Origin of the sequence: Streptomyces rhizoryzae (assembly GCF_023155275.1) — a bacterium.
Classification (GTDB): domain Bacteria; phylum Actinomycetota; class Actinomycetes; order Streptomycetales; family Streptomycetaceae; genus Streptomyces; species Streptomyces rhizoryzae.
Map to the genome: position 1 here is coordinate 77,343 of NZ_JALMUV010000003.1, position 24,676 is coordinate 102,018.

The following is a 24,676-nucleotide window of genomic DNA, read 5'->3' on the forward strand; positions in this document are numbered from 1 at the left end:
GCCTCAGTGCTCGTTGATCACGGCGTCGATCCGGCGGTCCGCGGCCCGCGCGGCGTCCGCCACCGACCGCTTCCCGGTCGCGATGTCCTGGAGCATCTCCGGCAGCACGTTGGACTTCTCGACCGCCGTCCAGCCGGGGGCCGGCGGGGTCACCCAGCCGTGCTCGGCGGCGCGCGCGGCCGGGCCGTTGACGCCGCCGGCCGCCACCTCCCGCAGCTGGGCGGTGTTGTTGGGCAGGGTGTCGGCGGCGATCAGCCGGCGCTGGGAGGTGCGGTCGGTGAACAGCCGGATCCAGTCCTGCGCCAGGTCCTGGCGGGCGGACTTGGCGGGGATCGCCAGCGTGGAGCCGCCCAGGAACGGCGGCAGCAGCCCGCCGGACGGGCCGGGGAAGGCGAAGGTGGCGAACTTCCCGCGCAGCGCCGGATCACCGCCCGAGCGGCTGTCGGTGGCGGCCTTGGCCTCCCAGGTGTTGCCGTAGAACATGCCGACCCGGCCCTGGCCGACGACCGCCGGCTCGTCCCCGTTGTCCTTGGAGCGGTCCCCGGTGTAGTACGCGTCCAGGAGCTGCTTCCAGGCGGTGAGCCCGGCGACGGACCTGGCGGAGGACAGCGTGCCGTGCCAGCGGCCGTCCCGGCTCACCGCGATCTCGCCGCCGGCGTCCTTGACGAAGGCCATCGCCGCGTACCAGTAGCGGCCCGGCATGTAGAAGGCCGAGAAATTCTTGTCGGCGGCGCCGAACTTCGCTTTCAGTTTGTCGAGGTCGGCCCGGAGTTCCGGATAACTGCGCGGGGCGCCGGCCACCCCGACCCGGGCGAGCAGATCCGTGCGGTAGATTCCCACGCGGGCGCCGACGTAATACGGGACACAGTAGGTTTTTCCTTCGTAACGGCAGGCGTCGCGGAGTGCCGGAAGCCATTGCCCGGAGTGGTCGTATTTCGCCGGATCGACGGTGGTGAAGGCGCCGTTGACAATGTAATTGGTGGTTTCGCTGTTCCCCATTTCGATCACATCGGGGACGTCCCGGCCGGCCAGCGCGGCATCGATCTTCTGGTTCTTCGTGGTCCACTGCTGGTACTGCACGGTGACCTTGACCTTCGGATAGGTCTGCCGGAAGCGCCGGTTGACCTCGGTCACCAGATCCGGCCAGCTCTCCTGGGCGTCCACGGTCAGCCAGACCGTGAGCTCATCCGCCCGGTCCGCGGCCGCGACCGGCTTGCCCCCGCCGCAGCCGGCCACCGCGGCCAGCATGGCAAACGCCCCCAAACCCGCCGCTGAACGGGAGATCCGCTCGGCCATGAGCCCCTCCATCCGGTTGCCGGAACCGGCTGTATCTACCCGTGCTTTTCCCGCCGCTCACCCCGGGGATTCTTTCCGGCCAGAAAATCCGGCGCCGGTAAATGATCAGCCGGAGAATCCCGTGGACCCGGTCCGGCAGGCCGGACGGTATACCGATCTTGGGTGCGGCGGGTCAAAGCCACCGTGGTTTTGACGCAAAAGGCGCGCCGGCCGCATGATCCGCTCTTGACGGTGCCGCCCCCGCTGCCTCAGTTTTGCTCGGGTGTCTCCCACGTCCCCTATCGAAGGGTTTGCACGTGACTGACTACGGCACGACGGCCGCAGATCCGGCCACCCGCCCGGTGAAAGTCAATTCCTGGAACGGCTGGGATCCCCTGCGGCACGTCGTCGTCGGACGCGCCGACAACACCGTGGTGCAGGCCCCCGAGCCCGCGATCCGCCGGGACTTCCCCGACGACGGCTTCCCGCTGGGCACCTACGGCCCGATGCCGGCGGAGATGACCGCCGAGGCCAACGAGCAGCTGGACAACTTCGCCGAACTGCTGCGCCGCCGCGGCATCCGCGTCGACCGCCCCACCCCCTTGGACTTCAACCAGCAGGTCAGCACCCCGGACTGGACCCAGGAGACGATGTCCGGCTGCATGCCGCCGCGCGACCTGCTGCTGACCGTCGGCAACGAGGTCCTCGAAGCGACCATGTCCTACCGCAGCCGCTGGTTCGAGTACCTCTGCTACCGGCCGCTCCTCCAGCAGCTGTTCGCCGCCGACCCGCACATGCGCTGGGAGGCCGCCCCCAAGCCCCGGCTGACCGACGCCTCCTACAAGCCGGGGTTCTGGGACACGTATCACGACCTCCCCACCGAGGTGCAGCTCGCCCGGGTACGCGATTACGACCTGGTGCTGACCGAGGAGGAGCCGCTGTTCGACGCGGCCGACATCGCCCGCTTCGGCAAGGACCTCTTCGTCCAGCTCTCGTTCGTCACCAACCGCAGCGGCCACCAGTGGCTGAAACGCCACTTCCCCGACCACCGGGTGCACGCGGTGACCTCCACCAACACCCACCCGCTGCACATCGACGCCACCTGGGTGCCGCTGCGCCCCGGACTGGTGCTGCACTGCGGTGAACGGCTCGCCGACGCCGAGCTGATGGAGTTCTTCCGGCGCAACGACTGGGAGATCGTCGAGGCAGTCCAGCCCGCCAGCTGGGACCATCCGCCCAAGCTGTCGTACTGCAGCCCCTGGCTGGCCGGGAACATGCTCAACCTCGACCCCGACACCCTGTGCATCGAGGAGAAGGAGGTCGCCCTCGCCGACCAGCTGTCCGGCTACGGCTTCGAGATCGTGCCGGTGCCGTTCCGCGCGGTCGGCCCGTTCGGCGGCGGTCTGCACTGCGCCACCGTCGACATCGAACGGGACGGGACCCTCCAAGACTACTTCCCGCACCGCTACGGACGGTACTGACCGCGTGCCGGACCCCGCCCCGCCGGCCCGCCGTGCGGGGCGTGATCCTCGACTTCTACGGGACCCTGGTGCGGCTGGTCGAGCCGCTGCCGCCCAGCCACCGGTCGCTCTTCCTCCGCCGCGGGCTGGCCGAGGCGGCCGACCGGTGGGGCGACCAGTGGGCCGTCGGCCCCCGCGACGGCGAGGAGCACACCGCGCACTCCACCGGCGAACAGGCGTACCGCGCCTGGGAGGTGGACCGGCTGCGGCGCCGGGCCCTGGCCTGCGGCGTACCCGCGCCGCAGGCCGGACCGCTCGCCGCCGAACTGGACCGGGCGATGAAGGACCTCCGCCTGGCCCGGTTCGACGACGTCCCGGCGGCACTCGCCGGACTGCGCGCCCGGGGCCTGACGGTGGCGGTCTGCTCCAACTGGTTCTGGGACCTGGACCGCGCCCTGGAGGACACCGGGCTGGCCGGACTGGTCGACCACGCGGTCAGCTCGGCCCGCGCCGGCGCCCGCAAACCGCACCCGCTGATCTACCGCACGGTGCTGGAACGCTGCGGGCTGCGGCCCGACGAGGCGCTGTTCGTCGGCGACATGTGGGAGGTGGACGTGGCGGGCCCGCTGGCGTACGGGATGCGGGCGGTGCACCTGTGGCGCCCGGACCGGGCGGTGGCGGGCGCGGCCCCGCCGCTGCCGGACGGGGCCGCGCGCATCGCGTCGCTGGCCGAGCTCAGCGCCCTGCTGTAGCCGGGCCGGACCCCGAGCCCGACCCCGGCCCCCGTCCTGTCCCCGTTCCCGTTCCCGTCCGCGTTCCCGGTCCCGAGAGGCGGTCCAGCACATTACGGGTCACCCGCACCACGGCCGGGTCCAGTTCCCGGCCGCAGACCACCGGCCAGTCGGTGGTCCCGGCCGTGAACACCGTGCCGCCCGCGGTGTAGAGCCCCATCGTGGCCGCGCGCGGACCGCTGATCCCCGGCTCCCGCACCGGGCAGTTCCAGTGCCCCCATTTCAGGTGGTGAAAGTCCTCGTGCACCGGATCCAGGAGGTAGATCCCCAGAATGAGGAAGGACTCCGGCGTCCCGTCCGCCCCGGTGGCGTACGCCACCCCGTCCGCGTCCCGGGCGAAGGCCGCGCCGTCGCACTCGTAGCCGATCAGCGGCGTCCCGGCCCCCAGCGCGTCGGCCGGCCCGCCGTCCGCACCGTCCCGCAGCCCGGTGCCCTCGTACACCCAGTGGTCCGCGTGCTGCACGCGGTAGCCGTCCCGCGGCCGGTCGCCGGGCCACTCGCCCGGCCACATCCCGCCGTTGCGGAAGCTGACCCCGGTCAGCGCGTTCTCCGGCTCGCCGACCCCGTCCGGCGGCGCCGGCCACCACAGGTCGGTGGCCGGCAGATGCGGGTACTCCGCGCCCACGCGGTGGTCGGTGTCGCACACGAACGCGCTGTTCCCGTCCACCGGGTGCACCCGCCACCAGCAGGTGTTGGCGCTCAGGAACGCCACGTTCCCGCCGCCGCGCACGAAACGGGCCACCTGGTCGCGCATCGGTGCGCTCCAGTACTCGTCGTGCCCCACGCTGAGCAGCAGCCGGTACGGCGCCAGCAGGTCGGGCTCCTCGTGCAGATCCAGGTCGGTGCAGTACTCGACGGCGTAACCGGTCCGCTCCAGCCAGGCGATGAACGGCGCGTCCCAGTAGGCCAGATCGATCACCCCGCCGGGGCGGTGCAGACTGAGCCGGTGGCCGCGCGGACCGTCCGGGCCGGCCTCCCGGTACACCGGGTTGTCGTAGAGGCTGGCGGCCCGCTGGACATCGGCCCGGTCGGCGCGGTTGTACGCGTGCCGGGTGAACGTCGACTTCTTGTAGAGGATCCGCGCCCCGCCCGCGCCGGGCCGGGCCGGCCGGACGATGAAGAATTCCCGCCCGAAACCCTCGATCCCGGAAGCGTCCAGCAGGGGAACGGACCGGGCCCGGCGCTGCCCGCCCTCGATGAAATGCGCGAGGTAGATGCCCGGCGGCCAGTCCTTGGGAACGGTGTGGTGATACGGCGGCCAATCCCAGTCCACGGCCGGGGAGGCGTGCTCGGGAACCCCGTCCGGATGCGGCGGGGGAGCGACCGCCACCCCGCGGTACGGACCCGACTCCGCCATGAACGTCAATTCCCGTCCCAGACGGTAGAAACGCACCCGGAATTCCACGGCATCGGTCGACACGTGAAACACCAACTGCCGCCCGGCGCGCACACTTTCACGATCCAGATATCCCTCGATCATCCGCGTCATGCTAGGTGCGGGTATGGGTCCCCACAACAGAACTTCCGGCCAAGGGAGACAGAAAACCATGGACCATGAATTCCGGGTGCGTGAACTCGTCCTGGGCATCGAGGGGCTGGCCCTCCTGCGCCATGCGCTGGACGCCGACGAGGATTTCGTGAATGCCCGGGTGGAGGAGATCCGCGCCTTCGCCACCGGCGGCGGCGGCCCGCTCCCGGACGGCGGGGCGGCGGTCGGCGAACTGGACGCGGCCGCCGGCTATGCCTCCTGGGCGGCCCGCTACGACGCGCTCCCCAGCTCGTACATCGAGGTCGAGGAGCCGGTGCTGCACCCGCTGCTGGACCGCGGCCCGGCCGGGACCGCGCTGGACGCGGCCTGCGGCACCGGCCGCCAGACCGCCGCCCTGGCCGCCCGCGGCCACCGCGTCATCGGCGTCGACCAGTCACCCGAAATGCTCGACCGGGCCCGCCGCAAGGTCCCCGCCGCGGAATTCCGGCAGGGCCGGCTGGAAGAACTCCCGCTCGACGACAACAGCGTCGATCTCGCGGTCTGTTCCCTGGCGATGACCCATCTCCCGGACGTCGCCACCGGGATAGCCGAACTCGCTCGCGTGGTCCGCCCCGGCGGCCGCGTCATCGTTTCCGACCTGCACCCGTTCGTGATCTCCCTCCAGGGACAGTGCCTCTTCATCGATGGTCCGGACCGCTTGGCGTTCGTCCGCAATCACGTCCACCTCCCCGGCCGCTATCTCGCCGGATTTCACGCCGCCGGCCTGACCGTACGCGCCTGCCACGAACCGCTCTTCAACGGCCGGCTCGCCCCCGGCGGTTACGAGGAGGCCATCGCGGACGCCGCCCTGGCCGCGTGGGAAAACCTCCCGCTGGTCATCGTCTGGGAAGCGGAAAAGCCCGCCGCGGAACCCCGGGAGTCGCGCGCATGACCCTCCGCTTCGTCCACCACGGCGAACGCCCGGAACTCTGGGACCGGCTCCCCGCGGAATTCGCCGGGGTGGTCCCCGAATACAACCTGCACGGCGACATCAACGGAGATTTCTGGGACCGCCTGTTCACCGACTTCCCCGCCCACCAGTTCGTCCTCCACGACACCGCCACGGACACCGTCCTCGGCACCGGCCGCACCCTGCCGCGCACCTGGGACGGCACCCCCGAGGGCCTCGGCACCGGCCTGGACGCCTCCATCGAGGCGGCGTTCCGCGACCACGACGCCGGAGCGCCACCGGACGCGCTGTGCGCCCTGGGCATCGAGATCGCCCCCGCCCACCAGGGCCGCGGCCACTCCGCCCGGCTCCTGGCACACATGGCCGACCTCGCCCGCGCGGCCGGCCTCTCCCACGTCATCGTCCCGGTCCGCCCCACCTGGAAGGACCGCTACCCCCTCGTCCCCATCGACCGCTACGCCGCCTGGACCCGCGCCGACGGCGCCCCGTTCGACCCGTGGATCCGCACCCAGGTGCGCCAGGGCGGCACCGTGGCCGCCGCGGTGGCCGAGTCCTCCCGCATCACCGGCACCGTCGCGGACTGGGAGACCTGGACCGGGATGGCCTTCCCCGACGACGGCCGCTACGTCTTCCCCGGCGGCCTCGCCCCTCTCGACATCGACCACGTCCGCGACCGCGGCGCCTACTGGGAACCCTGCGTCTGGATCACCCACGACGTCCGCCGCACACCCCCCGGCCGGCCGTAGGGCCCGCCCCGCGGGGCGGTGCGTGTCCGCAACGTCCCGTCTGCCGTCCGGCGCCCGGCACGCCCACCGGGCGAACGACGCGACTTCACGGACACCCCTGGCTAGGCGGCGCCGCCCCGCACCTGCGCCACCGGTCCGAGCAGCAGCCCGCCGCAGCACACGGCGCTCTCCGCGTACGCGGCCAGCAGCGTGGCCCGCTCCGGACCCACCTCCGGCCGCCGCTCCGGCGGCAACCCGGCCGGGCCGACCGTGGACAGCGCGGCGGCCCGGACCCGGGCCGCCGGCCCGGCCATCGGCCCCTCCGGCGCCCGCCGCGCCGCGTACCGCCACGCGGCCTCCTCGGCCTGCCGCCCGAGCAGCAGACAGTGGATCCACAACTCGTCCGCGAAGCCGTCCCCGAACAGCCGCCCGACCTCCGCCGCGGCGTCCTCGGGCCGGTGCCGCCGAAGCACCTCCCACACCTGACTCTCCGTCAGGCCGGTGTTCGGCAGCGCCTCGGGCCACCGCAGGTGCCGCCGCGGATCGGCGTCCCGCTCGCATCCGGCCGGCCGCAGATACCCCTCGCCGTACCGCATGTACGGCAGCCAGTCCAGCTCCTCCAGCACCCAGCCGCGCTCCAGCAGCGGCCGGGCCTCCGCCGCCCCCACCGGGCACACCGCCAGCCGCACGCCCTGCGCGGCGTGCCCGTTGATGCTGCTCGTCCCGATGTGCTCGACCACGTTCGGCACCGCCAGCAGCCCGGACCGGCCACCGGCCCGCAGGAACGCCGCCATCACCTCGTCGTCGTGCCGCTCGCCGCTGCCCGCCGCGAACGTCCGGAACGCGTCCGCCGCCGGCACCGGCAGACAGATCGCCAGCGTCGGCGCGAACTCCTCGGGCACCGCCCGCACCCAGCCCGCCCCCGCCAGCGCGGCCAGCCGCGCCGCCGCGCCGTTCCGGGCGTGCCAGTTGGTGTAGAAGATCAGCGCCTCGTCCGGAAACCGGGCCACCGATCCGGCCACCAGCTCCAGCAGCTCCGGGGGCGCCGCCACATCGTCCTGGACGACCAGGTGGTGCCCGGCCTCCGGGGTTCGCGCCGCCCAGGCCACCAGCGCGGTCCGCAGCGCCGACGGCGGCCCTTCCGGTTCCGGGTCCAGGGCCAGCCCGCCGAGCCCCAGCCGCGCGGCCAGCGCCGCGGCCTGCACCTCGCGCACCGGGTGGGTCATCACTGCCGAACTGAGCGAAACCGTGCTCACCGGGCCACTCCTCCCCTCGCCGAGCCCTTCCGCTTCGGGCGCCTCATCGTGACAGACACCCACCCCGGCCCACCCCCGCCCGCGAAGACTGGCCGAATCCCGCCACCACCGCCCTGGCACCGGGCGGGCGGCGTCCCCTCACCGCCCGCCGTACAGGCGGAGCAGCAGCCCGTGCAGGACGGTCCGCTCCTCGGCGGTGAGCGGGTCGAGGACGGTGTCCTGGACGGAGGCGGCCTGGTCGGTCAGGTCGGAGAGCAGCGCCCGTCCGGCCGGCGTGATGGCGACCAGCACCCGCCGCCGGTCGCCGGGGTCGCGGTCCCGGGTGAGCAGGTCCCGGCCGGCGAGTTCGTCGAGGAGCTTGGCCATGTCGCTGGCGTGGATGGCCAGGCGCCCGGCCAGGTCCCGCTGGGCGTGCGGGCCGAAGTCGGCGAGCGCGGCCAGGGTCGCCAGGTGCCACAGCCGCAGGCCCTGGGCCGCGAGGCGTTCGGCGAGGAGCCCGCGGGCGCGCTTGCCCACCTTGGACAGCAGATAGGTGGTGAGTGAGGTGAGGCTCGGCGGCGTCGTGTCAGGCATGACCCTATGATAGGTGACCACCAATGATGGGTGGTCACCTACTAAGTGGGGCGGGTGCGCTGATGAGCGCCCGCCCCGGGCGCCCGCGGCGGGCTGCCGCCGGGTGCCGGAATCGGCCGGTACGGGGAGGACCTTCGATGGACGCACTGCACGCCCGCTTGCTCGTCACGCGCTTCGGCGACTGCTTCCGCTTCTACGACGCGGTACTGCCGGAGCTGCTCGGCGCCCACCTGTCCGGTGGCGGCGAGCAGGGCCCGTACGCGAGTTGGGACGTGGGGGAGGAGGCCGTGGTGCGGCTCTTCGACCGCGCGGCGATGGCCGAGGTGGCCGGGACCGCCGGCCTGCCGGCGCCCGGCCCCGCGCAGGACGCGGTGATGCTGGTCAGCCGGGTCCCGGACGTCGGCGCGGCGCACGCCCTGTGCCTGGCGCACGGCGCCCGGGACGTCGCCGTGCCCGCCGACCGCCCCGCCTGGGGTCCGACCTGCCGCACCGCGCACGTCCGCGACCCCGAAGGCACCCTGCTGGAGTTCCAGTCCTACGGCTGACCGCTGGGCGCGAACAGCCGGTCCAGGTGGGCGTCGAGGGCGGTGAGCGCGTCGGCCGGCCCGATCACGCCCAGCTCCAGGAGCGGGGTGAAGCCGGTGAGGGCGAGCAGCAGATGCGTTTCGGTCACCGGATCGCGGTCGGGCCGCAGGTGCCCGTCCGCGATCGCCCGGCGGACCACCTGCTCGACCAGCTCCCGCCCCTGGGCGATACCGTCCCGCGCCCGGGTGCGGAGGCCCTCGTCGTGCAGCGCCTCCAGGACGTAGGCGGCGCTCATCCGGCTGGTCGCGCGGGCGTCGGCGTGCAGCGGGAGCATCTCGGTGAGCAGCAGGCGCAGGACGTCGCGCGGATGCGGTCGGTCGCCGAGCTCCCGGACGCCCCGGTCGACCCGGTCCGCGGTCTGCTCGGCGGCGAAGTCCATGGCGAAGCAGAGCAGGGCCGCGCGGCTCGCGAAGTAGTGCTGGAGCTGCCCGTGCGACATGCCCGCCTCCTGCGCCACCTCGCGCAGCGACAGCCGGGTGACCCCGCGCTGCTCCACCACCCGCCACAGCGCCCTGGCGATCTCCTCGCGGCGCTCCTGATGGTTGACCTGTTTCGGCAACTCCCCGCCCCTTTCCGGCCGTTCACCTGCGCGGTTTTCTCATACAGTTGACATAATACAGCTGACCGATAAACCTGGGGCGGCGAACGGAGATCGGACGAGGGGGAGGTGGCGGCGTGCCCGGAGAGCCCGAGGTGCGGACGGCGGCGGGTGTGGTGCGGGGGTTCCGGCGGGGCGGGCAGGCGGTGTTCCGCGGCATTCCCTACGCCCAACCGCCCGTCGGGAGGCTGCGGTTCGCCGCCCCGGTGCCGGCGCTGCCGTGGGACGGGGTGCGGCCGGCGGTCGCGTTCGGCCCGACGGCGCCCCAGTCCGGCCCGACCGCCCCGCGCACCGGCGAGGACACCGGCCCGCTTGCGGGCGACGCCTGGCTGACCCTCAACGTCTGCACCCCCGACCCCGGCGCGGCCAAGCTCCCGGTCCTGGTGTGGATCCACGGCGGCGGCTACATCGCGGGGGCGTCGAGCGACCCCTCGTACGATCCGGCGGCGCTCGCCGGGGCCGGCCTCGTCGTGGTGAGCCTCAACTACCGCGTCGGCGCGGAGGGTTTCGCGCTCATCGAGGGCGCCCCGGCCAACCGCGGGATCCTCGACCAGATCGCCGCACTGCACTGGGTCCGGCGCAACATCGCGGCGTTCGGCGGGGACCCGGACCGGGTCACCGTGGCCGGCCAGTCCGCCGGGGCGGGCACGATCGCGGCGCTGCTGGCGATCGAACCGGCGCGCGGCCTGTTCCACCGGGCCATCGCCCACTCGGTGCCGGGCAACCACTGCACCCGGGCCCTGGCCGCCCGGGTCACCGCCGCCCTCGCGGACCGGCTCGGCGCCGCACCCACCGCCGCCGGCCTCGCCCGGGTCTCCCCGCAGCGCCTGGCCGACGAGGTCACCGCGCTCGGCACCGCCCTCGCCGACCGCCACGCGGACTGGGGGCGCCTGGCCCGGCTCGGCGTCGCGGTCTGCCCGGTCATCGACGGCGAACTGCTCACCGGACCGCCGGGGCCCGCGCCGACCGGCGGCCGGACGGGCGGCATCGACCTCCTCGCCGGCCACACCCGCGACGAATTCCGGCTGTTCAGCGTCCTGAGCGGCCGGTACGGCACCGGCGCGGACGGGACCGGCGGCTGGACCGCGGAGGAGGCCCGTACCGCCCTGGACCTCTTCGCCCCGCCGCCGCACGGCGGCGACGCCTACCGCGCCGCCCACCCGGGGGCCACGCCGGGGGAGCTGCTGGAAACGGTGTACTCCGACGCCCTCTTCCGCATGCCGTCCCTGCGGCTGGCCGAGGCGAACGCGGCGGCCGGCGGCACCTCGTACCTCTTCGAACTGTGCCTGGCCGCACCGGCGTCGGGCGGCGTCCTCGGCGCCTGCCACAGCCTCGACGTCCCCCTGGCCTTCGGGACCCTGGACAGCCCCACCGGCCGGCAGCTCTTCGGCGACCGGCCCGCCCCGGAGGTCCGCGCGGTCTCCCGGGAGCTCCAGCGGGCCTGGGTCCGCTTCGCCGCCACCGGCGACCCCGGCTGGGCCGCCTACCGCCCCGACCGGCAACTCACCCGCGTCCTGGACACCGCGTCCCGCACCGTCCGCTACCCCGAGCAGACCTCCCGCGCGATCTGGCAGGGGCACGCCGCGGCCCCCTACGACCTGCCCTGACGGCCGCGGCCTTCAGGCGGCCTCGGGGGCGAGCGGGCCGCCGGGGCCGAAGGCCAGGGCCGCGAAGCGTTCGCCCATGCGGAGGTGGGTGGCGGCGTCGGGGTGGAGCTGGTCCGGCAGCGGCAGTTCGTCGAAGTCCGCCGGGCCGTAGAGCTCCCGGCCGTCGAGGTAGTGCAGCCGGGGGTCGTCGGCCGACCGCTGCGCGACGATCCGGGCCAGCTCGTCGCGGATGGCACCGAGCGTCAGCTTGCCGGCGGCGCGTTCGGCGGGGTCGCCGGCCGCCTTGAACTGGAGCCGCCCGGCGCCGAGGTCGCTGAAGTCCGGCATGCTGGGCCCCGGGGCGTCCTCGTGGATGGGGCAGTGGAGGGGCGAGACGACCAGCAGGGGAGCGGTGGGGTGCCCCTCGCGGATGGTGTCGAGGAAACCGTGCACGGCCGGGGTGAAGGCGCGCATCCGCATCAGGTCGGTGTTGACGAGGTTGATGCCGATCTTGACGCTGATCAGGTCGGCGGGGGTGTCGCGGAGCGCCCGCGCGGTGAACGGGTCGAGCAGCGCGCTGCCGCCCAGCCCGAGGTTGATCAGCTCCACCCCGCCCAGGGCCGCCGCGCGGGCGGGCCAGGTGCGGGTGGGGCCGGCGGCGTCGGAGCCGTGGCTGATCGAACTGCCGTGGTGCAGCCACACCTTGCGGCCCGCATCCGGTGCCGGCTCGACGGCGGCGTCGGCGCGCAGCGCCACCAGGTGGGTGGTCTCGTTGTGCGGCAGCCAGATCTCGACCTGCTTGTCGCGGCCGGGCAGCCCGGTGAACCGCACGGTGCCGACCGGGCCGGGCCGGGTCTCCGCGGACCCGGCGAGCATGTCCACCACCACGACGTTGCCGCCGCTGGTCCGCGCGTGCCCGGCCGGGGCGCCGTCGACCAGCAGGTCGTAGACGCCGTCCGGACGCGGCGGCGCGCCCTGGTACTCCATCTTGGTGCGCAGGGTGTCCAGTTCGAGGGCGGTGGCCCGGGTCCGGAACACCAGCCGGACACCGGAGGGCTGGCGCTCCGCCAAGGCCAGCTGCGGATCGGCGCACTGGGCGCGGGCCCGGGCGGGCAGGCGGTGGGGCAGCAGGCCGTGTTCGGTCCGCTCCACCTCCAGCGCGCCGCGCAGGAGGCCGGCGAGGTCCGGGACGGTGTGCCACGTGGCGGACTCGGCGGCGGGAGCGGATTCCGGGCCGGGGGCGGGATCGTGCGAGGCATTCATGAGCCCAGTCTGTCAACCCCGCCGCGGACCGGTCACCTCATTATTCCCGCCGCCCGCCGCCCGCTGCCCGCGCGCCCGGGCCGTCCCGGTCACCGTCCCGGTTCCCGTCGGGCGGCCGGGGCCGGGTGTGGTGGTGCCGCGGCGGACGGTAGCGTTCGGCCGGGGTGTGCCGCGCCCGCGCCGGTCCGTACGGACGGCAGGCGCGGCCCGAGCCGGACGTGCCGGTCCCGCGGTCAGGGCGATGAAGGAGAGTGTGGATGGGGTCCGTACCGGTGGCGGCCGCCGATGTCTGGATGCTGGTGCGGGAGCATCCGATGCCGCTGCTCAAGGCCACCCGGGCGCTGGCCGAGGCGCTGGCGGCCGCCCACGGCCCCCGCTTCGCCGTCTGGCACACCGATGAGATCCTCTTCGGCGTCCAGCGGGGACGGCTGGTGCTGCGCACGCTCGGCGGGGTGGAGATCGCCCCGCCCAAGGTCGTCCTGGTGCGCCAGACGCCCGGCACGATGACGCAGGACCGCGAGCTGAGCCTGCTGCGGCACCTGGAGCACCTGGGCGCGGTCCTGATCAACTCCGCGGCGGCCCACCACCGGTGCGGCAACAAACTGTGGCAGCTCCAGGACCTCGCCGTCGCGGGCCTGCCGGTCCCCGACTCCCTCTCCTACGCCACCGCCCCGCTGACCGGTGTGGTGCGCAGCCCCGACGTGGCCGCCCCCTGCATCGTGAAGGCCGTACGGGGCCGCAACGGACGGCAGGTGTTCCTGGCGCCGGACGGCGGACTGCTGCGGTCGCTGGCCGGCAGCCTGGCGAACGAGGTCCCGCTGCTGTTCCAGGAGTACGTGTCCGCCTCGCACGGCCGGGACTTGCGGGTGGTCGTGGTGGACGGCGAACCGGTGGCCGCCCAGGTCCGCACCGCCCGCGACGGCTCCCTGGCCGCCAACCTCGCCCAAGGCGGCTCCGCCGAGCTGTGCCCGGGGCGCTTCCCCGACGCCGAGGCCCTGGCGGTCGCGGCCGCCGGGACGCTCGGGCTGGCCGTCGCCGGAGTCGACCTGCTCTTCACCGCCGAGGGCGGCCACACGCTCTGCGAGGTGAATTCCGTACCCGGCTGGCGCCCGCGGATGACGGCGGTGATACCGGCGATCACCGGGTACGTCGCCCGGCTGCTGGCCGAGCGGTAGGCCCGGGCCCGGCCGGGGCACGCGTCCCGGCCGGGCGCCGTCCGGCTACTGCTGCGGGGCCGCGGCGGCCACCCGGCGGGCCTCCTTGGTCACCAGCCCGGTCAGCTTGGCGGGGGTGAGCTGGGTGGCGGGGTCGGCCAGGGTGCGCCCGTTGAGCTGGACGACGGGCACCTGGCCCAGGCCCGACGCGGCGTACTGCTCCTGGGATTTGGTCACCCAGCCCTGCCGCTGCTTGCGGTCCAGGCACAGGTCGAAGGTGTCGTGCTGGATCTTGCCGGCCTTCTTGGCCAGCTTCTTGAGCAGGGCGCGGTTGTTGAACGCGTCCTTCTCCGGGGCCGGCTGGTTCGCCCACACCTGGTCCATGAACTGGCGGAACCGGCCCTGGTCCTGCGCGCAGGCGGCCGCGGCGGCGGCCTCCTTCGCGCCGCTGCCGCCGTACTGCCGGTCGCTCGGGGTGACCAGCCGGTAGTTGATCTGGGCCTGGCCGGACGCCAGGAGCTGGGCGAACGTCCCGGCGTACCGCTGGGCGAAATCGCGGGACAGGGGGCTGCGCGGGTCCTCGTACACGGTCAGCGTGACCGGGACGGTCGGCTTGACGGGCAGGTCCAGCTGCGGGGCGCCGGTGGGCGCGCCCGACGGGGCCACGGCGCCGGAGGGCGCCTCGAACGTGGTCGCCTCGTTGGCGCGGGCGAACTGGCCGAGGACCGTCGCCGCCCCGCAGACCACGGCCAGGCCGACCGCGGACACCGCGTAGGTGCGCCAATTGCGGCGGGAGCCGCTCCGCGTCGTGCCGCTGCCGTTCTTCTTGCTCCCTGCGGAGGCCACCATGCGCACCCTTTCACCAGGCCGGTCCTTGTGCTTCCGGCGGCGCGGTACCTGCCACCGGTGCCCCGGCGCGCCGCCTCCGTACGGGACGGGGCGCTGCCGCGGCACGCCACAGTGTGGCAGCCCCCGCGGGGCGCGCGCGGGCCGGGGCCCGTGGTGGCGGACGGTGACCGCGGGGTCAGCGCAGGGAGACGCCGAGAGGCCGGCGGGCGCTGCCGAGCCGGGGCGGACGAGCGTGAGGAGGGTCACGTCCCGGCGCCACCCCTCACGTCCCGGCCGGTGGGGACCACACGTACGGGGTCGTCGTCGTGACGGCGTGGAAGCCCAGGCGCCGCAGGATGGGCGCGCTGTCGTCGGAGGCGTCCACCTGGAGGAACCGCACCCCGCGCGCGGCTGCCAGCCGGGCCCGCGCGGCGACCAGCGCGCGGTAGATCCCCCGCCCGCGCCAGGCCGGGAGGGACGAACCGCCCCACAGGGACGCGAACGCGGTGCCGGGGCGGAAGACCACCCAGGCCGCGCAGACCACCTCGCCGCCGGCCTCGGCGACCAGGACCGTCACCTCCTCGGGCGCCGCCGCGATCCGGCCGGCCAGGTCGTCCACCAGCCAGCCCCAGTCCTGCCCCCAGACCGCCGACTGCATGGCGGCGATCCGCCGCAGGTCGTCGCGCGCCGTCACCTGCCGCACGGTCACCCCGGCCGGCAGGACCGGTTCCGCGGCCAACTCCCCGGCCAGGCCGATCAGTACGGTCTCCCGCTCCTCGGGCACGAAACCGGCCGCGCGCAGCCGGTCGGGGAGGTCGGCCGGCCGGTCGTGCGCCCGGGTCTTCCACTCCACCGCCTCACCGCGCGCGGCGAAGTGGTCGCGCTGCCGGGCGATCAGCCGGTCCAGCTCGGCGCCGCGTAGGGTGAGGTCGGGCGGGCCGCTGACGAAGCCGCGGTGCTGGCCGGTGATCCGCAGCAGCGGCCCGTCCTGCTCGTAGCGCACACCGGCCGGCGGGTGGGGCGGCGCGCCCCGCATCTGCTCGTCATAGGCCGCGAGCAAGCTCTCGATATCGGTCACGGCCGCCACTCTACGAACGCACCGGACCCCCACCACGGAGGCGCCATGAGGAGGACGATGCGGACCGGGCCGACGACCGTGCGCGGACTGCGGCTGGCCCGGGCCGACGCGGGCGGGCCGGGGCGGCCGGTACTGGCCCTGCACGGCCACTTCGGGCGGGCCCGCGCGTTCGCCGGCCTGGCGGCCGCGCTGGCGCCGGAGTTCCGGGTGATCGCGCTGGAACAGCGCGCGCACGGCCTGAGCGAGAGCGCCGCCGACCTCTCGCCGGACGCGTACGCGGCCGACGCCGCCGCGTTCGTCCGCACGCTGGGGCTGGGACCGCTGCCGGTGGTCGGCCACTCGATGGGCGCCGTGGTCGCCTTCCGGCTGGCGGCCCGCCACCCGGACCTGGTCACCGCGCTGGTCAACGAGGAGGGCGGGGCGCTCAACCGCCGCCCCGACGTGGCGCATCCGGTCCTGGACGTACGGGACTGGCCGCGCCGCGCGCCCACCCTGGCCGCCCTGCGGCGGGAGGTCGAGGCGCGCGGCATCCCGGACGCCGGCTACTTCCTGGAGAGCGCGGTCGAACACCCCGACGGCTGGGGCTTCCTCTTCGACCCCGAGGACATGATGCGCTCGCAGGAGGCGCTGATCGGCGACTGGTGGCCCGACTGGCTCGCCGCCACCTGCCCGGCCCTGCTCCTGCACGGCCTGGACAGCGCCGTCCTGCCCACCTCGATGGCGCGGGAGATGGCCCGCCGGCGGCCGGGCACCATCCTGCGGGAGTTCCCGGGGTGCGGGCACTGGCTGCACGACGACGACCCGGCGGGTTTCGCGGAGGCGGTCCGGGCGTTCCTCACCGACTGCCCGAGGTGGTCACCCGTCAGCGGAGGCAACGCCCGTCAACCGAGGTAACGCCCGTCGACCGAGGTGCCCGGGACGCCGGTTGGGGTGCTGCCGCCCGATGCACACAGGACGTTCGACGGTGCGTGTGAGGGTGCCCGCCGGCCCTCTGCCGCCCGAGGCGGAACCCCGGTACAGTCACCGGCGCGATCAAGCCGTTCACGAGGGGGAGCGCCCGTGGCCGAAGCCGCCCGCACCGACGTCCGTCCGGTCGCCACGGAAGTCACGCCCGCCGTACGACTCACCGCCGTCAGCAAGTACTTCGGAGCGGTGCGCGCCGTCGACAGCGCCGAACTCACCATTCGGCAAGGGGAGTTCTTCTCCCTCCTCGGCCCGTCCGGCTCCGGCAAGACCACCCTGCTGCGTCTGATCGCCGGCTTCGAGCGGCCCACCTCGGGCCGTATCGAACTCGCCGGCCGCGAGGTCACCGCACTCCCGCCCAGCCGCCGCGACGTCCATACCGTCTTCCAGGACTACGCGCTGTTCCCCCATATGAGCGTCGAGCAGAACGTCGCCTACGCGCTGACCGTCGCCGGGGTGGGCAAGGCCGAACGCCGCGCCCGCGCCCGCGAGGCGCTGCGCACCGTACGACTCGACGACCTCGGACCACGGCGCCCCGCCCAACTCTCCGGCGGGCAGCGCCAGCGCGTCGCCCTGGCCCGCGCCCTGATCGACGGCCCCGGACTGCTGCTGCTCGACGAGCCCCTCGGCGCCCTCGACCTCCAGCTGCGGCAGGAGATGCAGCGCGAACTCCAGCGCATCCAGCGCGCCACCGGTGTCACCTTCCTCCTCGTCACCCACGACCAGGAGGAGGCGCTGACCCTCAGCGACCGCCTCGCCGTCCTCGACCGGGGCCGGATCGTGCAGACCGGCCCGCCACTGGAGATCTACGACCGGCCGGCCACCGCCTTCGTCGCGGGGTTCGTCGGCACCACCAACCTGCTGCGCGACCAGGCCGCGGTCCGTGTCGTCGGCGCCCCGGGCACGTACAGCATCCGCCCCGAGCGGATCCGGATCGCCGACCCCGAAGGCCCCGACGGCGTACCGGGGCCGGGCGAGCGGTGTGTCCCCGGGCGGATCGCCGAGATCGCGTACGCCGGCGCACACACCCGCTTCGTCATCCGTCTCGACGCCGGCGACGACCGGCTCACCGCGCTACGGCTGAACTCCGCGGGACTCCCGGAAGCGGCCCGCCCCGGCGCCGCCGTCCACCTGCTGTGGGACGCCGCGGACGCCTTGCCGGTACCCGATCGACGGCCGCCGAACGTGCGCCCCGGCGCATCCGATGCGTGATGCGCTCTGGTATCAGAGGGTTCACTTCCGGATACTGGCGGGGCTCGACAGCCGTGTGCGACAGGGGAGTACACCATGCGCAGCGCGAATCCATGGAAGGCGTCCGTGGCGGCCGGCATCCTGCTGCTGGCCGTCGCCTGCGGCTCCGGCGGCGGGGACGGCGGCGGTGCGGGGGCCGCTCCGCAGAAGTCCGTCGGCAAGGGCGAGGGCCGGGTCGACATCATCGCCTGGGCCGGATACGCCGAGGACGGTTCCAACGACCCGAAGGCCGACTGGGTGCACCCCTTCGAGAAGCAGACCGGCTGCAAGGTCAACACCAAGATCGCCGGGACCTCCGACGAGATGGTCTCGCTGATGAAGACCGGCCAGTACGACACCGTCTCCGCCTCCGGTGACGCCACCCTGCGGCTGATCGCCGCCAAGGACGTGGCCCCGATCAACACCCGTCTGGTCCCCAACTACCGCGATGTCTTCGCCGGTCTGAAGATGCGCCCGTTCAACTCCAAGGACGGGCAGATGTACGGCATCCCGCACGGCCGCGGCGCCAATCTGCTGATGTACCGCACCGACAAGGTCTCCCCGGCCCCCGACTCCTGGCAGGCCGTCTTCGACGGCGCGCCGAAGTACTCGGGCAAGGTCACCGCCTACGACTCGCCGATCTACATCGCCGACGCCGCCCTCTACCTGATGAGGACCCGCCCCGCGCTCGGCATCAAGGACCCCTACGCCCTGGACACCGAGCAACTCGCGGCAGCGGTGAGCCTGTTGAAGAAGCAGCGGCAGTACATCGGCGAGTACTGGAGCGACTACCAGAAGGAAGTGACGGCCTTCAAGGGCGGTGACAGCGTCATCGGCACCACCTGGCAGGTCATCGCGAACACCGCCGCAGCGGAGAAGGCCCCGGTCAAGGCCGTCCTCCCGAAGGAAGGCGCAACCGGCTGGTCCGACACCTGGATGGTCTCCGCCAAGGCCCGGCACCCCAACTGTGCCTACCAGTGGCTCGACTGGATCATCTCGCCGAAGGTGAACGCCCAGGTAGCCGAGTACTTCGGCGAGGCACCGGCGAACGCCAGAGCCTGCCGGGAGACCGCCGACCCGCACCACTGCGCCGTCTACCACGCCGACGACGAGAGCTACTACCGCCGCGTCCACTTCTGGACCACCCCCGTCCCGCAGTGCCTCGACGGCCGCACGGGCGTGAAGTGCACCGACTACGCGGACTGGACCCGGGCCTGGACGGAGATCAAGGGCTGAGCAGGGGGGCCCGGTGTCCACAACGAGCCGCGAGCGGGGCGGGCGCGCCCGGCTCGCCGCGCTGCTCGCCCCGCCCCTGCTGTGGCTGATCCTGGCCTACCTCGGCTCCCTCGCCGTCCTCCTGCTCTCCGCCTTCTGGACCACCGACCCCTTCACCTCGGACGTCGTACGCACCTGGACCACCGACAACTTCCGGTCCGTCCTCACCACCCCCGTCTACCGCACCGTTGCCCTGCGCACCCTGGGCACCGCCGTCGCCGTCACCCTCCTCGACGCCCTGCTCGCGCTGCCCATGGCCTTCTTCATGGCGCGGGTGGCGCGGGGCAGGCTGCGCCGCGCTCTGCTGGTGGCCGTGCTCACCCCGCTGTGGGCCGGCTACCTCGTCAAGGCGTACGCCTGGCGGGTGATGCTCGGTGAGCACGGCATCGTCAATGCGGCGCTCGCCCCACTGGGCCTGCACGGTCCCGGTTACGGCGCCACCGCGGTGGTGATCGTGCTCGCCTACCTGTGGCTGCCGTACATGATCCTGCCGATCCACGCGGCCCTGGAGCGGCTGCCGGCGCACCAGTTGGAGGCCTCCGCCGACCTCGGCGCCGGCACCCTCCGCACCCTGCGCTCCGTGGTCGCACCGGCGGTCCGCCCGGCGCTGCTGGCGGGCTCGGTCTTCACCTTCTCGCTCTCCCTCGGCGACTACCTCACGGTGCAGATCGTCGGCGGCCGCACCCAACTCCTGGGCAATGTCATCGCCTCCCAGGTCACCCTCGACCTCCCGCTCGCCGCGGCGCTCTCCGCCGTACCCGTCGCCCTCGTCGTCTGCTACCTCGCCGCCGTCCGCCGGGCCGGCGCGCTCGACTCGCTCTGACCGGTCCCGAAGGAGGCAGCCGGATGCACCTGTCCCGCACCGCCCGGATCGTCCTCGGCTGCATCACGGCCACCGGCCTCGCCCTGATCTACCTCCCGCTGCTCCTGGTGCTGCTCAACTCCCTCAACACCGACCGCTCGTTCGCCTGGCCACCCAGCGGGCTCACCGGCGAGTGGTGGGGCCGTGCGCTGCACAGCCCGGGCGCCCGCGAGGCGCTGTGGACCTCGCTGCGGGCCGGACTCGGCGCCACCGCCATCGCCCTGGTCCTCGGCTCCCTCGCGGCCTTCGCCGTGCACCGCCACCGCTTCTTCGGCCGGCAGACCGTCTCGTTCCTGATCGTGCTGCCGATCGCGCTGCCCGGCATCGTCACCGGAATCGCCCTCAACGCCGCCTTCCGCACCGTGCTTGAGCCGCTGGGCATCGGCTTCGGGCTGTTCACCGTCGTCGTGGGGCATGCGACCTTCTGCGTCGTCATCGTCTTCAACAACGTCGCCGCCCGGCTCCGCCGGATCGCGCCCTCGCTCGCCGAGGCCTCCGCAGACCTGGGCGCCCGCCCCTGGCAGACCCTGCGGTACGTCACCCTCCCGGCGCTCGGCCCCGCCCTGTTCGCCGGTGCGCTGCTGGCCTTCGCGCTCTCCTTCGACGAGGTCGTGGTGACCACGTTCACCGCCGGTGCGGGCACCAAGACGCTGCCGATCTGGATCTACGAGAACCTGGCCCGCCCGAACCAGGCCCCGGTCGTCGACGTGGTGGCCGCACTGCTGATCGCCCTCTCGACCGTCCCCGTGTACGTCGCCCAGCGCCTTTCTTCAAACACCGCGGGCGGACGGCTCTGAAATCACCCGCCAGGCCGGCCTGTTGAGCCCGCTCCTCGTCGGTGCCCTGTCGTTCTCGTTTCGGGAAGGACTCAAGGTGAGAATGGATCCAGGGGGTGGCGGTCGTGAACGCGGACCGGCAGGGCAACGCGGGCGACGGCCCGGACGGCGGCGATGAGCGCGCTTTCCTCGCGGCCTACGACCCGCGCGAGTTCCCCGCCATCGCCGTGACCGTCGACATCCTCGCGCTGACCTTGTGCGCAGGGGTGCTGCACGTCCTGCTCGTCGAGCGCGGCGGCCCGCCCTCCGGCACCTCTCGCCGCCCCATGTCCACCTCAACGGCACGACAGCGAAGCAGTCACACGATCGGCCGGACACGTCCTAGCTAGCTAGTCGCACCCGTCCAGCAGCCCCCGCAGGATGCGTGCGTAGAGGAGTCCGGCCGGGCGGGTCGTCAGGGGATGCAGGGGGCGGGGCAGACCGCGGGGGTGGACCTCGCCGCGCCAGACGATCCGGCAGCCCCCGGCCGCCCGGGGGCCGACCTCGATCTCGGCCCAGCCCCGCACCGCGCGCCCCCGCTTCTCCAGCCGGCACCGGGTGGGCGGTTCCCAGCGGACGACCCGCATCACGTCGTCGAAGGCGAGGGGGCCGAGGCCGGTGCGGGCCACGAAGGTCGTGCCGGGGCCCGGCGGCGGCGGGGTGGTGACCGCGATGGTGGTCAGCGGGACGTGCGCGGCGTGCGCCTCCCACTGCGTCAGCCGCTGCCAGGCGGCCTCGGGGGAGCAGGGCGCCGTGCGCTCGATCCGGAACTCCGTCACGGGTCCAGGGTAGGCAGGCCCGCCCGGGGCGGCGCGGTCAGGCGGTGCCCGGCGGCTCGTGCGGCGGCTGGGGCGGGTGGGGCGGGTGGGGCGGGAGAAGGGGAGCCGAGCTACCGGGCCGGACCCGCCGCGGCCACCCCGGCCCCTCCCGTCCCTCCCGTCCCTCCCGTCCCTCCGGTCACTCCGGCTCGGCGGGGGGCTCCGCGACCGGGAAGAGGATGGGGCTGAGGAGGTAGCGCGCCCGGCCGGGCGCCGCCTCGTTCGCCAGGCGCGGTGCGATGGCGGCCCGCAACTCCCCGAGGAGGGAGCGCAGTTCCTCGTCGTCCAGCCAGATCGCGTGCTGCCGGTACCCGACCGGATCCGTCGCCGGGGCGGCGTGCTCCTGGTCGAGGTAGGCGTGGAACTCGGCGAGCAGCGCGGCCATCGCCACCGCGAACGCCCGGCGGTGGTCCTCGGCGGTCAGCGACTCCGCGGTCTCCCGGCTGATCGACGCCCGCTCCTGGCGCAGCCGGTACCGGCGTTCCACCGCGCCGCGCACCCGGCGCTCCTCGGCCACCTCCAGGACCCCGCCCGAGGTGAGCAGGTCGAGGTGCCGGTAGACGGTGGCCTTGGAGGCGTCCCGGACCAGCCCGCACAACTGCGTGGCGGTCAGGGTCCGTTCGCCGCGCAGGGCGTGCACGATGCGCAGCCGCACGGGGTGCGCCAGAAGCTCCAGGGGATCCATCCCCGTACGGTCGCACGGCGTGCTACCTTTCTCAAAACTTGAGAAAGGTAGGGGGAATGAAGGAGAAAGAAGGGGCTGCCGCCACCGCCACTGCCACTGCCACCGCCATCGCCGCGTCCGTGGCCGAGGAGGCGCGCCGGGGGGACTTCGCGGCGATCGGGGAGCGGTTCGCACCGGCGCTGCGCGCGCTGGTCTCCGCCGACGCCGTCCGGACCGCCTGGGCCGCGCAGGTGGCCGGTACCGGCCCCGTCACCGCGGTCCGGCAGGCGGTGGCCGAACGCCCCGCGGGCGGCCTGGTCCGGGTCAGCACCCCGCTCACCTGCGAACGCGGCGCGTTCACCCTGGTCATATCGGTCGACGGCGCGGGGCTCCTGCACGGCCTCCGGCTGGCCTCCCCGGACGCCGCGGCCTGGACGCCCCCGCCCTACGCCGACCCCGGGCGCTTCACCGAACACCCCCGCACCGTCGGCTCCGGCCCGCTGGCCGTCCCCGGCACCCTCAGCCTGCCGCGGACCCCCGGCCCGCACCCTGGCGTGGTGCTGCTCAGCGGCGGCGGCCCCTTCGACCGCGACGCCACCGCGGGCCCCCACAAGCCGCTGAAGGACCTCGCCTGGGGCCTGGCCTCGGCGGGCGTGGCCGTCCTGCGGTTCGACAAGGTCACCCATGCCCACCCCGCCGAGGTGGCCGCGCTGCCGCACTTCACCATGGCCGACGAGTACGTCCCGCACGCCGTCGCCGCCGTCCGCCTGCTCCGAGCCCATCCGGCCGTCGATCCCGCACGGGTCGTGGTGGCGGGCCACAGCATGGGCGGCAAGGCCGCCCCGCGGGTGGCCGCCGCCGAGCCGTCCGTGGCCGGGCTGGCGATCCTCGCCGGCGACGCCCAGCCGATGCACCACGCCGCCGTCCGCGTCGCCCGCCACCTCACCGCGCTGGACCCCGCCGCGGACCGGTCCCTCCTCGACACCCTCACCCGGCAGGCCGCCCTGGTCGACAGCCCCGCCCTCACCCCCGCCACCCCGGCCGTCGACCTGCCCTTCGGTCTCTCCGGCGCCTACTGGCTGGACCTGCGCGCCTACGACCCGGTCGCCTCCGCGGCGGCCCTGGTGGACACCCCGCTGCTGCTCCTCCAGGGCGCGCGCGACTACCAGGTCACCGTCGCGGACGACCTCGCCCGCTGGCGGGCCGGCCTGGCCCGCCACCCGGACGTCACCGTCCGCGTCCACGACGCCGCCAACCACCTCTTCGTCCCCGGTGCCGGCCCGTCCACCCCCGCCGAGTACGCCCGCCCCGGCCATGTCGATCCGGCCGTCCTCACCGACCTCACCACCTGGCTGGCCTGCCTGCCCCGCTGATGCCGGCCGCCGCCGCTCCCGCCCGCCGCGTCAGGCCGCCGGATACCCCCGGCTGCGGACCAGCTCGCGCGCCAGGCGGATGAACGCCCGGGCCGCGGCGCTCCGGTAGGCGTCGGCCCGCCGCAGCAGCGCCACCGTGCGGGTGGGCAGGGCCGGGTCGAGCGGGACGGGCGCCAGATGGGGGTGGTCGTGCGTGATGGCGTCCGGCAGCACGGTGGACAGCGCACTGCGCCGGACGATCTCGATGAGGGCCTGGAGGGAGTTGGCCTCGACCGCGATCCGCGGCGCGACCCGGTGCCCGGCGAAGTAGCGGTCGATATGCGTCCGGGTGGCGAAGTCCGCGCTGAGCAGCGCCAGCCGGCGGTCGGCGAGCCGGTCCACCGGCAGCGGCCGGCCGCCCGCCGCGGGCCCCGGAGCGGCGGTGACCAGGCTCAGGGTCTCGGTGAACAGGGCGGTCGCCTCGATCCCGGGCAGATGCGCCCCGGCGAACGCGATGCCCAGGTCCAGCTCGTCGTCCAGCAGGCAGGTCTCGATCCGGTCCTGCGGCATCTCCCGCACGGCCAGCGTCACGCCCGGGTACCGGTCGTGCAGCACGGCGGTCAGCGGGCCCACCAGGTAGGCGGTGAACGTCGGGGTCAGCCCGAGCCGCAGATGACCCCGGGACAGGTCCTGCACGTCATGGACGGCCCGTTCGGCCGCGGCCAGGTCGCGCAGCGCGCGCCGGGCGTGCTCGGCGTACGCCGTGCCGGCGTCGGTCAGCCGCATGCTCCGCCCGGTGCGGTCCAGCAGCTGCGCCCCCACGGCCCGTTCCAACTGCCTGACCTGCTGGGAGAGCGTCGGCTGGGAGATGTGCAGCTCCTCGGCGGCGCGGGTGAAGCTGCCGTGCTCGGCGACCGCGAGCAGATACCGCAGATGTCGTAGTTCAGGGGCCATACCGCCCACTATAGGAACACCTATAGATGAGATCTATAGCAGGCATCTCCACCAGCTCTTGGACTCTATAACGGCAGGTCGTGCACAGTGGATTGCGCCGGACCACCCGGGCCGGCCGGACCGCTCAAGGAGT

General features: G+C 74.1%; 25 protein-coding genes. 14 read left to right on the plus strand and 11 right to left on the minus strand.

Features of this window, described 5'->3' with window-relative positions; genetic code table 11:
• Nucleotides 1-3: 3 nt before the first annotated feature.
• Complete coding sequence (locus tag MUU72_RS03710; protein ID WP_248011648.1) at nucleotides 4-1,296, minus strand: extracellular solute-binding protein; 1,293 nt, start codon at nucleotides 1,294-1,296, stop codon at nucleotides 4-6.
• Between the two features lie 296 nt (nucleotides 1,297-1,592).
• Here MUU72_RS03710 and MUU72_RS03715 point away from each other — a divergent pair, with 296 nt between their 5' ends.
• On the plus strand, nucleotides 1,593-2,756 hold the full coding sequence (locus MUU72_RS03715; RefSeq protein ID WP_248011649.1) for a serine/threonine protein kinase: 1,164 nt from the start codon (nucleotides 1,593-1,595) through the stop codon (nucleotides 2,754-2,756).
• Between the two features lie 41 nt (nucleotides 2,757-2,797).
• Nucleotides 2,798-3,487 carry an HAD family hydrolase gene (locus MUU72_RS03720; protein WP_248011650.1) on the plus strand — a complete coding sequence of 230 codons (690 nt, stop codon included), beginning with the start codon at nucleotides 2,798-2,800 and terminating at the stop codon, nucleotides 3,485-3,487.
• Here MUU72_RS03720 and MUU72_RS03725 read toward each other — a convergent pair.
• Nucleotides 3,471-5,015, minus strand: coding sequence for a N,N-dimethylformamidase beta subunit family domain-containing protein (locus MUU72_RS03725; RefSeq protein ID WP_372502971.1), 1,545 nt, complete (start codon nucleotides 5,013-5,015; stop codon nucleotides 3,471-3,473). The genes MUU72_RS03720 and MUU72_RS03725 overlap by 17 nt on opposite strands.
• A gap of 58 nt (nucleotides 5,016-5,073) precedes the next feature.
• On the opposite strand from MUU72_RS03725, the gene MUU72_RS03730 reads away from it, so the two are divergent.
• The gene (locus MUU72_RS03730) at nucleotides 5,074-5,946 is read left to right on the plus strand and encodes a class I SAM-dependent methyltransferase (protein ID WP_248011652.1); all 873 of its coding nucleotides are present in this window, start codon (nucleotides 5,074-5,076) and stop codon (nucleotides 5,944-5,946) included.
• A complete protein-coding gene (locus MUU72_RS03735; RefSeq protein ID WP_248011653.1) occupies nucleotides 5,943-6,710 on the plus strand; it encodes a GNAT family N-acetyltransferase in 768 nt (255 codons plus the stop codon). The genes MUU72_RS03730 and MUU72_RS03735 overlap by 4 nt, the downstream gene beginning before the upstream one ends.
• A 101-nt stretch (nucleotides 6,711-6,811) precedes the next feature.
• Here the strand turns inward: MUU72_RS03735 and MUU72_RS03740 are convergent, their stop codons facing one another.
• Together MUU72_RS03740 and MUU72_RS03745 are read right to left on the minus strand one after the other, a co-directional pair.
• A complete protein-coding gene (locus MUU72_RS03740) occupies nucleotides 6,812-7,945 on the minus strand; it encodes a hypothetical protein (protein WP_248011654.1) in 1,134 nt (377 codons plus the stop codon).
• A gap of 138 nt (nucleotides 7,946-8,083) precedes the next feature.
• The gene (locus MUU72_RS03745; protein WP_248011655.1) at nucleotides 8,084-8,518 is read right to left on the minus strand and encodes a MarR family winged helix-turn-helix transcriptional regulator; all 435 of its coding nucleotides are present in this window, start codon (nucleotides 8,516-8,518) and stop codon (nucleotides 8,084-8,086) included.
• Nucleotides 8,519-8,655: 137 nt separating this feature from the next.
• On the opposite strand from MUU72_RS03745, the gene MUU72_RS03750 reads away from it, so the two are divergent.
• Nucleotides 8,656-9,063: a VOC family protein gene (locus tag MUU72_RS03750; protein WP_248011656.1), complete on the plus strand. Its 408-nt coding sequence runs from the start codon at nucleotides 8,656-8,658 to the stop codon at nucleotides 9,061-9,063.
• Here MUU72_RS03750 and MUU72_RS03755 read toward each other — a convergent pair.
• Entirely contained in the window at nucleotides 9,054-9,662 is a 609-nt protein-coding gene (locus MUU72_RS03755) for a TetR/AcrR family transcriptional regulator (protein ID WP_248011657.1), read from the minus strand. The two genes, MUU72_RS03750 and MUU72_RS03755, sit on opposite strands and share 10 nt — an antisense overlap.
• Before the next feature lie 116 nt (nucleotides 9,663-9,778).
• Between MUU72_RS03755 and MUU72_RS03760 the strand changes: the two genes are divergently transcribed.
• A complete protein-coding gene (locus MUU72_RS03760) occupies nucleotides 9,779-11,308 on the plus strand; it encodes a carboxylesterase/lipase family protein (protein ID WP_248011658.1) in 1,530 nt (509 codons plus the stop codon).
• 12 nt (nucleotides 11,309-11,320) lie between these two features.
• Here the strand turns inward: MUU72_RS03760 and MUU72_RS03765 are convergent, their stop codons facing one another.
• On the minus strand, nucleotides 11,321-12,550 hold the full coding sequence (locus MUU72_RS03765; RefSeq protein WP_248011659.1) for a GDSL-type esterase/lipase family protein: 1,230 nt from the start codon (nucleotides 12,548-12,550) through the stop codon (nucleotides 11,321-11,323).
• Between the two features lie 257 nt (nucleotides 12,551-12,807).
• Between MUU72_RS03765 and MUU72_RS03770 the strand changes: the two genes are divergently transcribed.
• Entirely contained in the window at nucleotides 12,808-13,725 is a 918-nt protein-coding gene (locus MUU72_RS03770; RefSeq protein ID WP_248011660.1) for an ATP-grasp domain-containing protein, read from the plus strand.
• Between the two features lie 45 nt (nucleotides 13,726-13,770).
• Here MUU72_RS03770 and MUU72_RS03775 read toward each other — a convergent pair whose 3' ends face one another.
• Both MUU72_RS03775 and MUU72_RS03780 read right to left on the minus strand, forming a co-directional pair.
• Nucleotides 13,771-14,553 carry a DsbA family protein gene (locus MUU72_RS03775; RefSeq protein WP_248011661.1) on the minus strand — a complete coding sequence of 261 codons (783 nt, stop codon included), beginning with the start codon at nucleotides 14,551-14,553 and terminating at the stop codon, nucleotides 13,771-13,773.
• 262 nt (nucleotides 14,554-14,815) lie between these two features.
• Complete coding sequence (locus MUU72_RS03780) at nucleotides 14,816-15,610, minus strand: GNAT family N-acetyltransferase (RefSeq protein ID WP_248011662.1); 795 nt, start codon at nucleotides 15,608-15,610, stop codon at nucleotides 14,816-14,818.
• Between the two features lie 45 nt (nucleotides 15,611-15,655).
• On the opposite strand from MUU72_RS03780, the gene MUU72_RS03785 reads away from it, so the two are divergent.
• The 6 genes from MUU72_RS03785 to MUU72_RS35170 all read left to right on the plus strand — a co-directional run bounded on the left by MUU72_RS03785 (nucleotide 15,656) and on the right by MUU72_RS35170 (nucleotide 21,105).
• Entirely contained in the window at nucleotides 15,656-16,504 is an 849-nt protein-coding gene (locus MUU72_RS03785; RefSeq protein WP_248011663.1) for an alpha/beta fold hydrolase, read from the plus strand.
• A 165-nt stretch (nucleotides 16,505-16,669) separates the two neighbouring features.
• The gene (locus MUU72_RS03790) at nucleotides 16,670-17,785 is read left to right on the plus strand and encodes an ABC transporter ATP-binding protein (RefSeq protein WP_248011664.1); all 1,116 of its coding nucleotides are present in this window, start codon (nucleotides 16,670-16,672) and stop codon (nucleotides 17,783-17,785) included.
• A 75-nt stretch (nucleotides 17,786-17,860) separates the two neighbouring features.
• Nucleotides 17,861-19,039, plus strand: coding sequence for an ABC transporter substrate-binding protein (locus MUU72_RS03795; RefSeq protein ID WP_248011665.1), 1,179 nt, complete (start codon nucleotides 17,861-17,863; stop codon nucleotides 19,037-19,039).
• Between the two features lie 13 nt (nucleotides 19,040-19,052).
• Nucleotides 19,053-19,901 (plus strand): ABC transporter permease, encoded by an 849-nt coding sequence (locus tag MUU72_RS03800; protein WP_248011666.1) that lies wholly within the window; start codon nucleotides 19,053-19,055, stop codon nucleotides 19,899-19,901.
• Between the two features lie 23 nt (nucleotides 19,902-19,924).
• Nucleotides 19,925-20,737, plus strand: a complete 813-nt coding sequence (locus tag MUU72_RS03805; protein WP_248011667.1) for an ABC transporter permease — start codon at nucleotides 19,925-19,927, stop codon at nucleotides 20,735-20,737.
• A gap of 95 nt (nucleotides 20,738-20,832) precedes the next feature.
• Entirely contained in the window at nucleotides 20,833-21,105 is a 273-nt protein-coding gene (locus tag MUU72_RS35170; protein WP_282503615.1) for an NUDIX hydrolase, read from the plus strand.
• Here the strand turns inward: MUU72_RS35170 and MUU72_RS03815 are convergent, their stop codons facing one another.
• Complete coding sequence (locus MUU72_RS03815) at nucleotides 21,106-21,534, minus strand: SRPBCC family protein (RefSeq protein WP_248011668.1); 429 nt, start codon at nucleotides 21,532-21,534, stop codon at nucleotides 21,106-21,108.
• A gap of 178 nt (nucleotides 21,535-21,712) precedes the next feature.
• Nucleotides 21,713-22,258 (minus strand): helix-turn-helix domain-containing protein, encoded by a 546-nt coding sequence (locus MUU72_RS03820; RefSeq protein WP_248011669.1) that lies wholly within the window; start codon nucleotides 22,256-22,258, stop codon nucleotides 21,713-21,715.
• A 56-nt stretch (nucleotides 22,259-22,314) separates the two neighbouring features.
• On the opposite strand from MUU72_RS03820, the gene MUU72_RS03825 reads away from it, so the two are divergent.
• Nucleotides 22,315-23,610 (plus strand): alpha/beta hydrolase family protein, encoded by a 1,296-nt coding sequence (locus tag MUU72_RS03825; protein ID WP_248011670.1) that lies wholly within the window; start codon nucleotides 22,315-22,317, stop codon nucleotides 23,608-23,610.
• 30 nt (nucleotides 23,611-23,640) lie between these two features.
• On the opposite strand, the gene cynR is transcribed toward MUU72_RS03825, so the two are convergent.
• Nucleotides 23,641-24,543 carry a transcriptional regulator CynR gene (cynR, locus tag MUU72_RS03830; RefSeq protein WP_248011671.1) on the minus strand — a complete coding sequence of 301 codons (903 nt, stop codon included), beginning with the start codon at nucleotides 24,541-24,543 and terminating at the stop codon, nucleotides 23,641-23,643.
• Between the last annotated feature and the right edge of the window lie 133 nt (nucleotides 24,544-24,676).

What these genes read in the sequence shown, in the direction of transcription:
- MUU72_RS03710 (WP_248011648.1), bottom strand. Translation starts at nt 1,296, where the DNA reads ATGGCCGAGCGGATCTCCCGTTCAGCGGCGGGTTTGGGGGCGTTTGCC.
- MUU72_RS03725 (WP_372502971.1), bottom strand. Translation starts at nt 5,015, where the DNA reads ATGACGCGGATGATCGAGGGATATCTGGATCGTGAAAGTGTGCGCGCC.
- MUU72_RS03730 (WP_248011652.1), top strand. Translation starts at nt 5,074, where the DNA reads ATGGACCATGAATTCCGGGTGCGTGAACTCGTCCTGGGCATCGAGGGG.
- MUU72_RS03735 (WP_248011653.1), top strand. Translation starts at nt 5,943, where the DNA reads ATGACCCTCCGCTTCGTCCACCACGGCGAACGCCCGGAACTCTGGGAC.
- MUU72_RS03745 (WP_248011655.1), bottom strand. Translation starts at nt 8,518, where the DNA reads ATGCCTGACACGACGCCGCCGAGCCTCACCTCACTCACCACCTATCTG.
- MUU72_RS03750 (WP_248011656.1), top strand. Translation starts at nt 8,656, where the DNA reads ATGGACGCACTGCACGCCCGCTTGCTCGTCACGCGCTTCGGCGACTGC.
- MUU72_RS03765 (WP_248011659.1), bottom strand. Translation starts at nt 12,550, where the DNA reads ATGAATGCCTCGCACGATCCCGCCCCCGGCCCGGAATCCGCTCCCGCC.
- MUU72_RS03770 (WP_248011660.1), top strand. Translation starts at nt 12,808, where the DNA reads ATGGGGTCCGTACCGGTGGCGGCCGCCGATGTCTGGATGCTGGTGCGG.
- MUU72_RS03775 (WP_248011661.1), bottom strand. Translation starts at nt 14,553, where the DNA reads ATGGTGGCCTCCGCAGGGAGCAAGAAGAACGGCAGCGGCACGACGCGG.
- MUU72_RS03785 (WP_248011663.1), top strand. Translation starts at nt 15,656, where the DNA reads ATGAGGAGGACGATGCGGACCGGGCCGACGACCGTGCGCGGACTGCGG.
- MUU72_RS03795 (WP_248011665.1), top strand. Translation starts at nt 17,861, where the DNA reads ATGCGCAGCGCGAATCCATGGAAGGCGTCCGTGGCGGCCGGCATCCTG.
- MUU72_RS03805 (WP_248011667.1), top strand. Translation starts at nt 19,925, where the DNA reads ATGCACCTGTCCCGCACCGCCCGGATCGTCCTCGGCTGCATCACGGCC.
- MUU72_RS03820 (WP_248011669.1), bottom strand. Translation starts at nt 22,258, where the DNA reads ATGGATCCCCTGGAGCTTCTGGCGCACCCCGTGCGGCTGCGCATCGTG.
- MUU72_RS03825 (WP_248011670.1), top strand. Translation starts at nt 22,315, where the DNA reads ATGAAGGAGAAAGAAGGGGCTGCCGCCACCGCCACTGCCACTGCCACC.
- cynR (WP_248011671.1), bottom strand. Translation starts at nt 24,543, where the DNA reads ATGGCCCCTGAACTACGACATCTGCGGTATCTGCTCGCGGTCGCCGAG.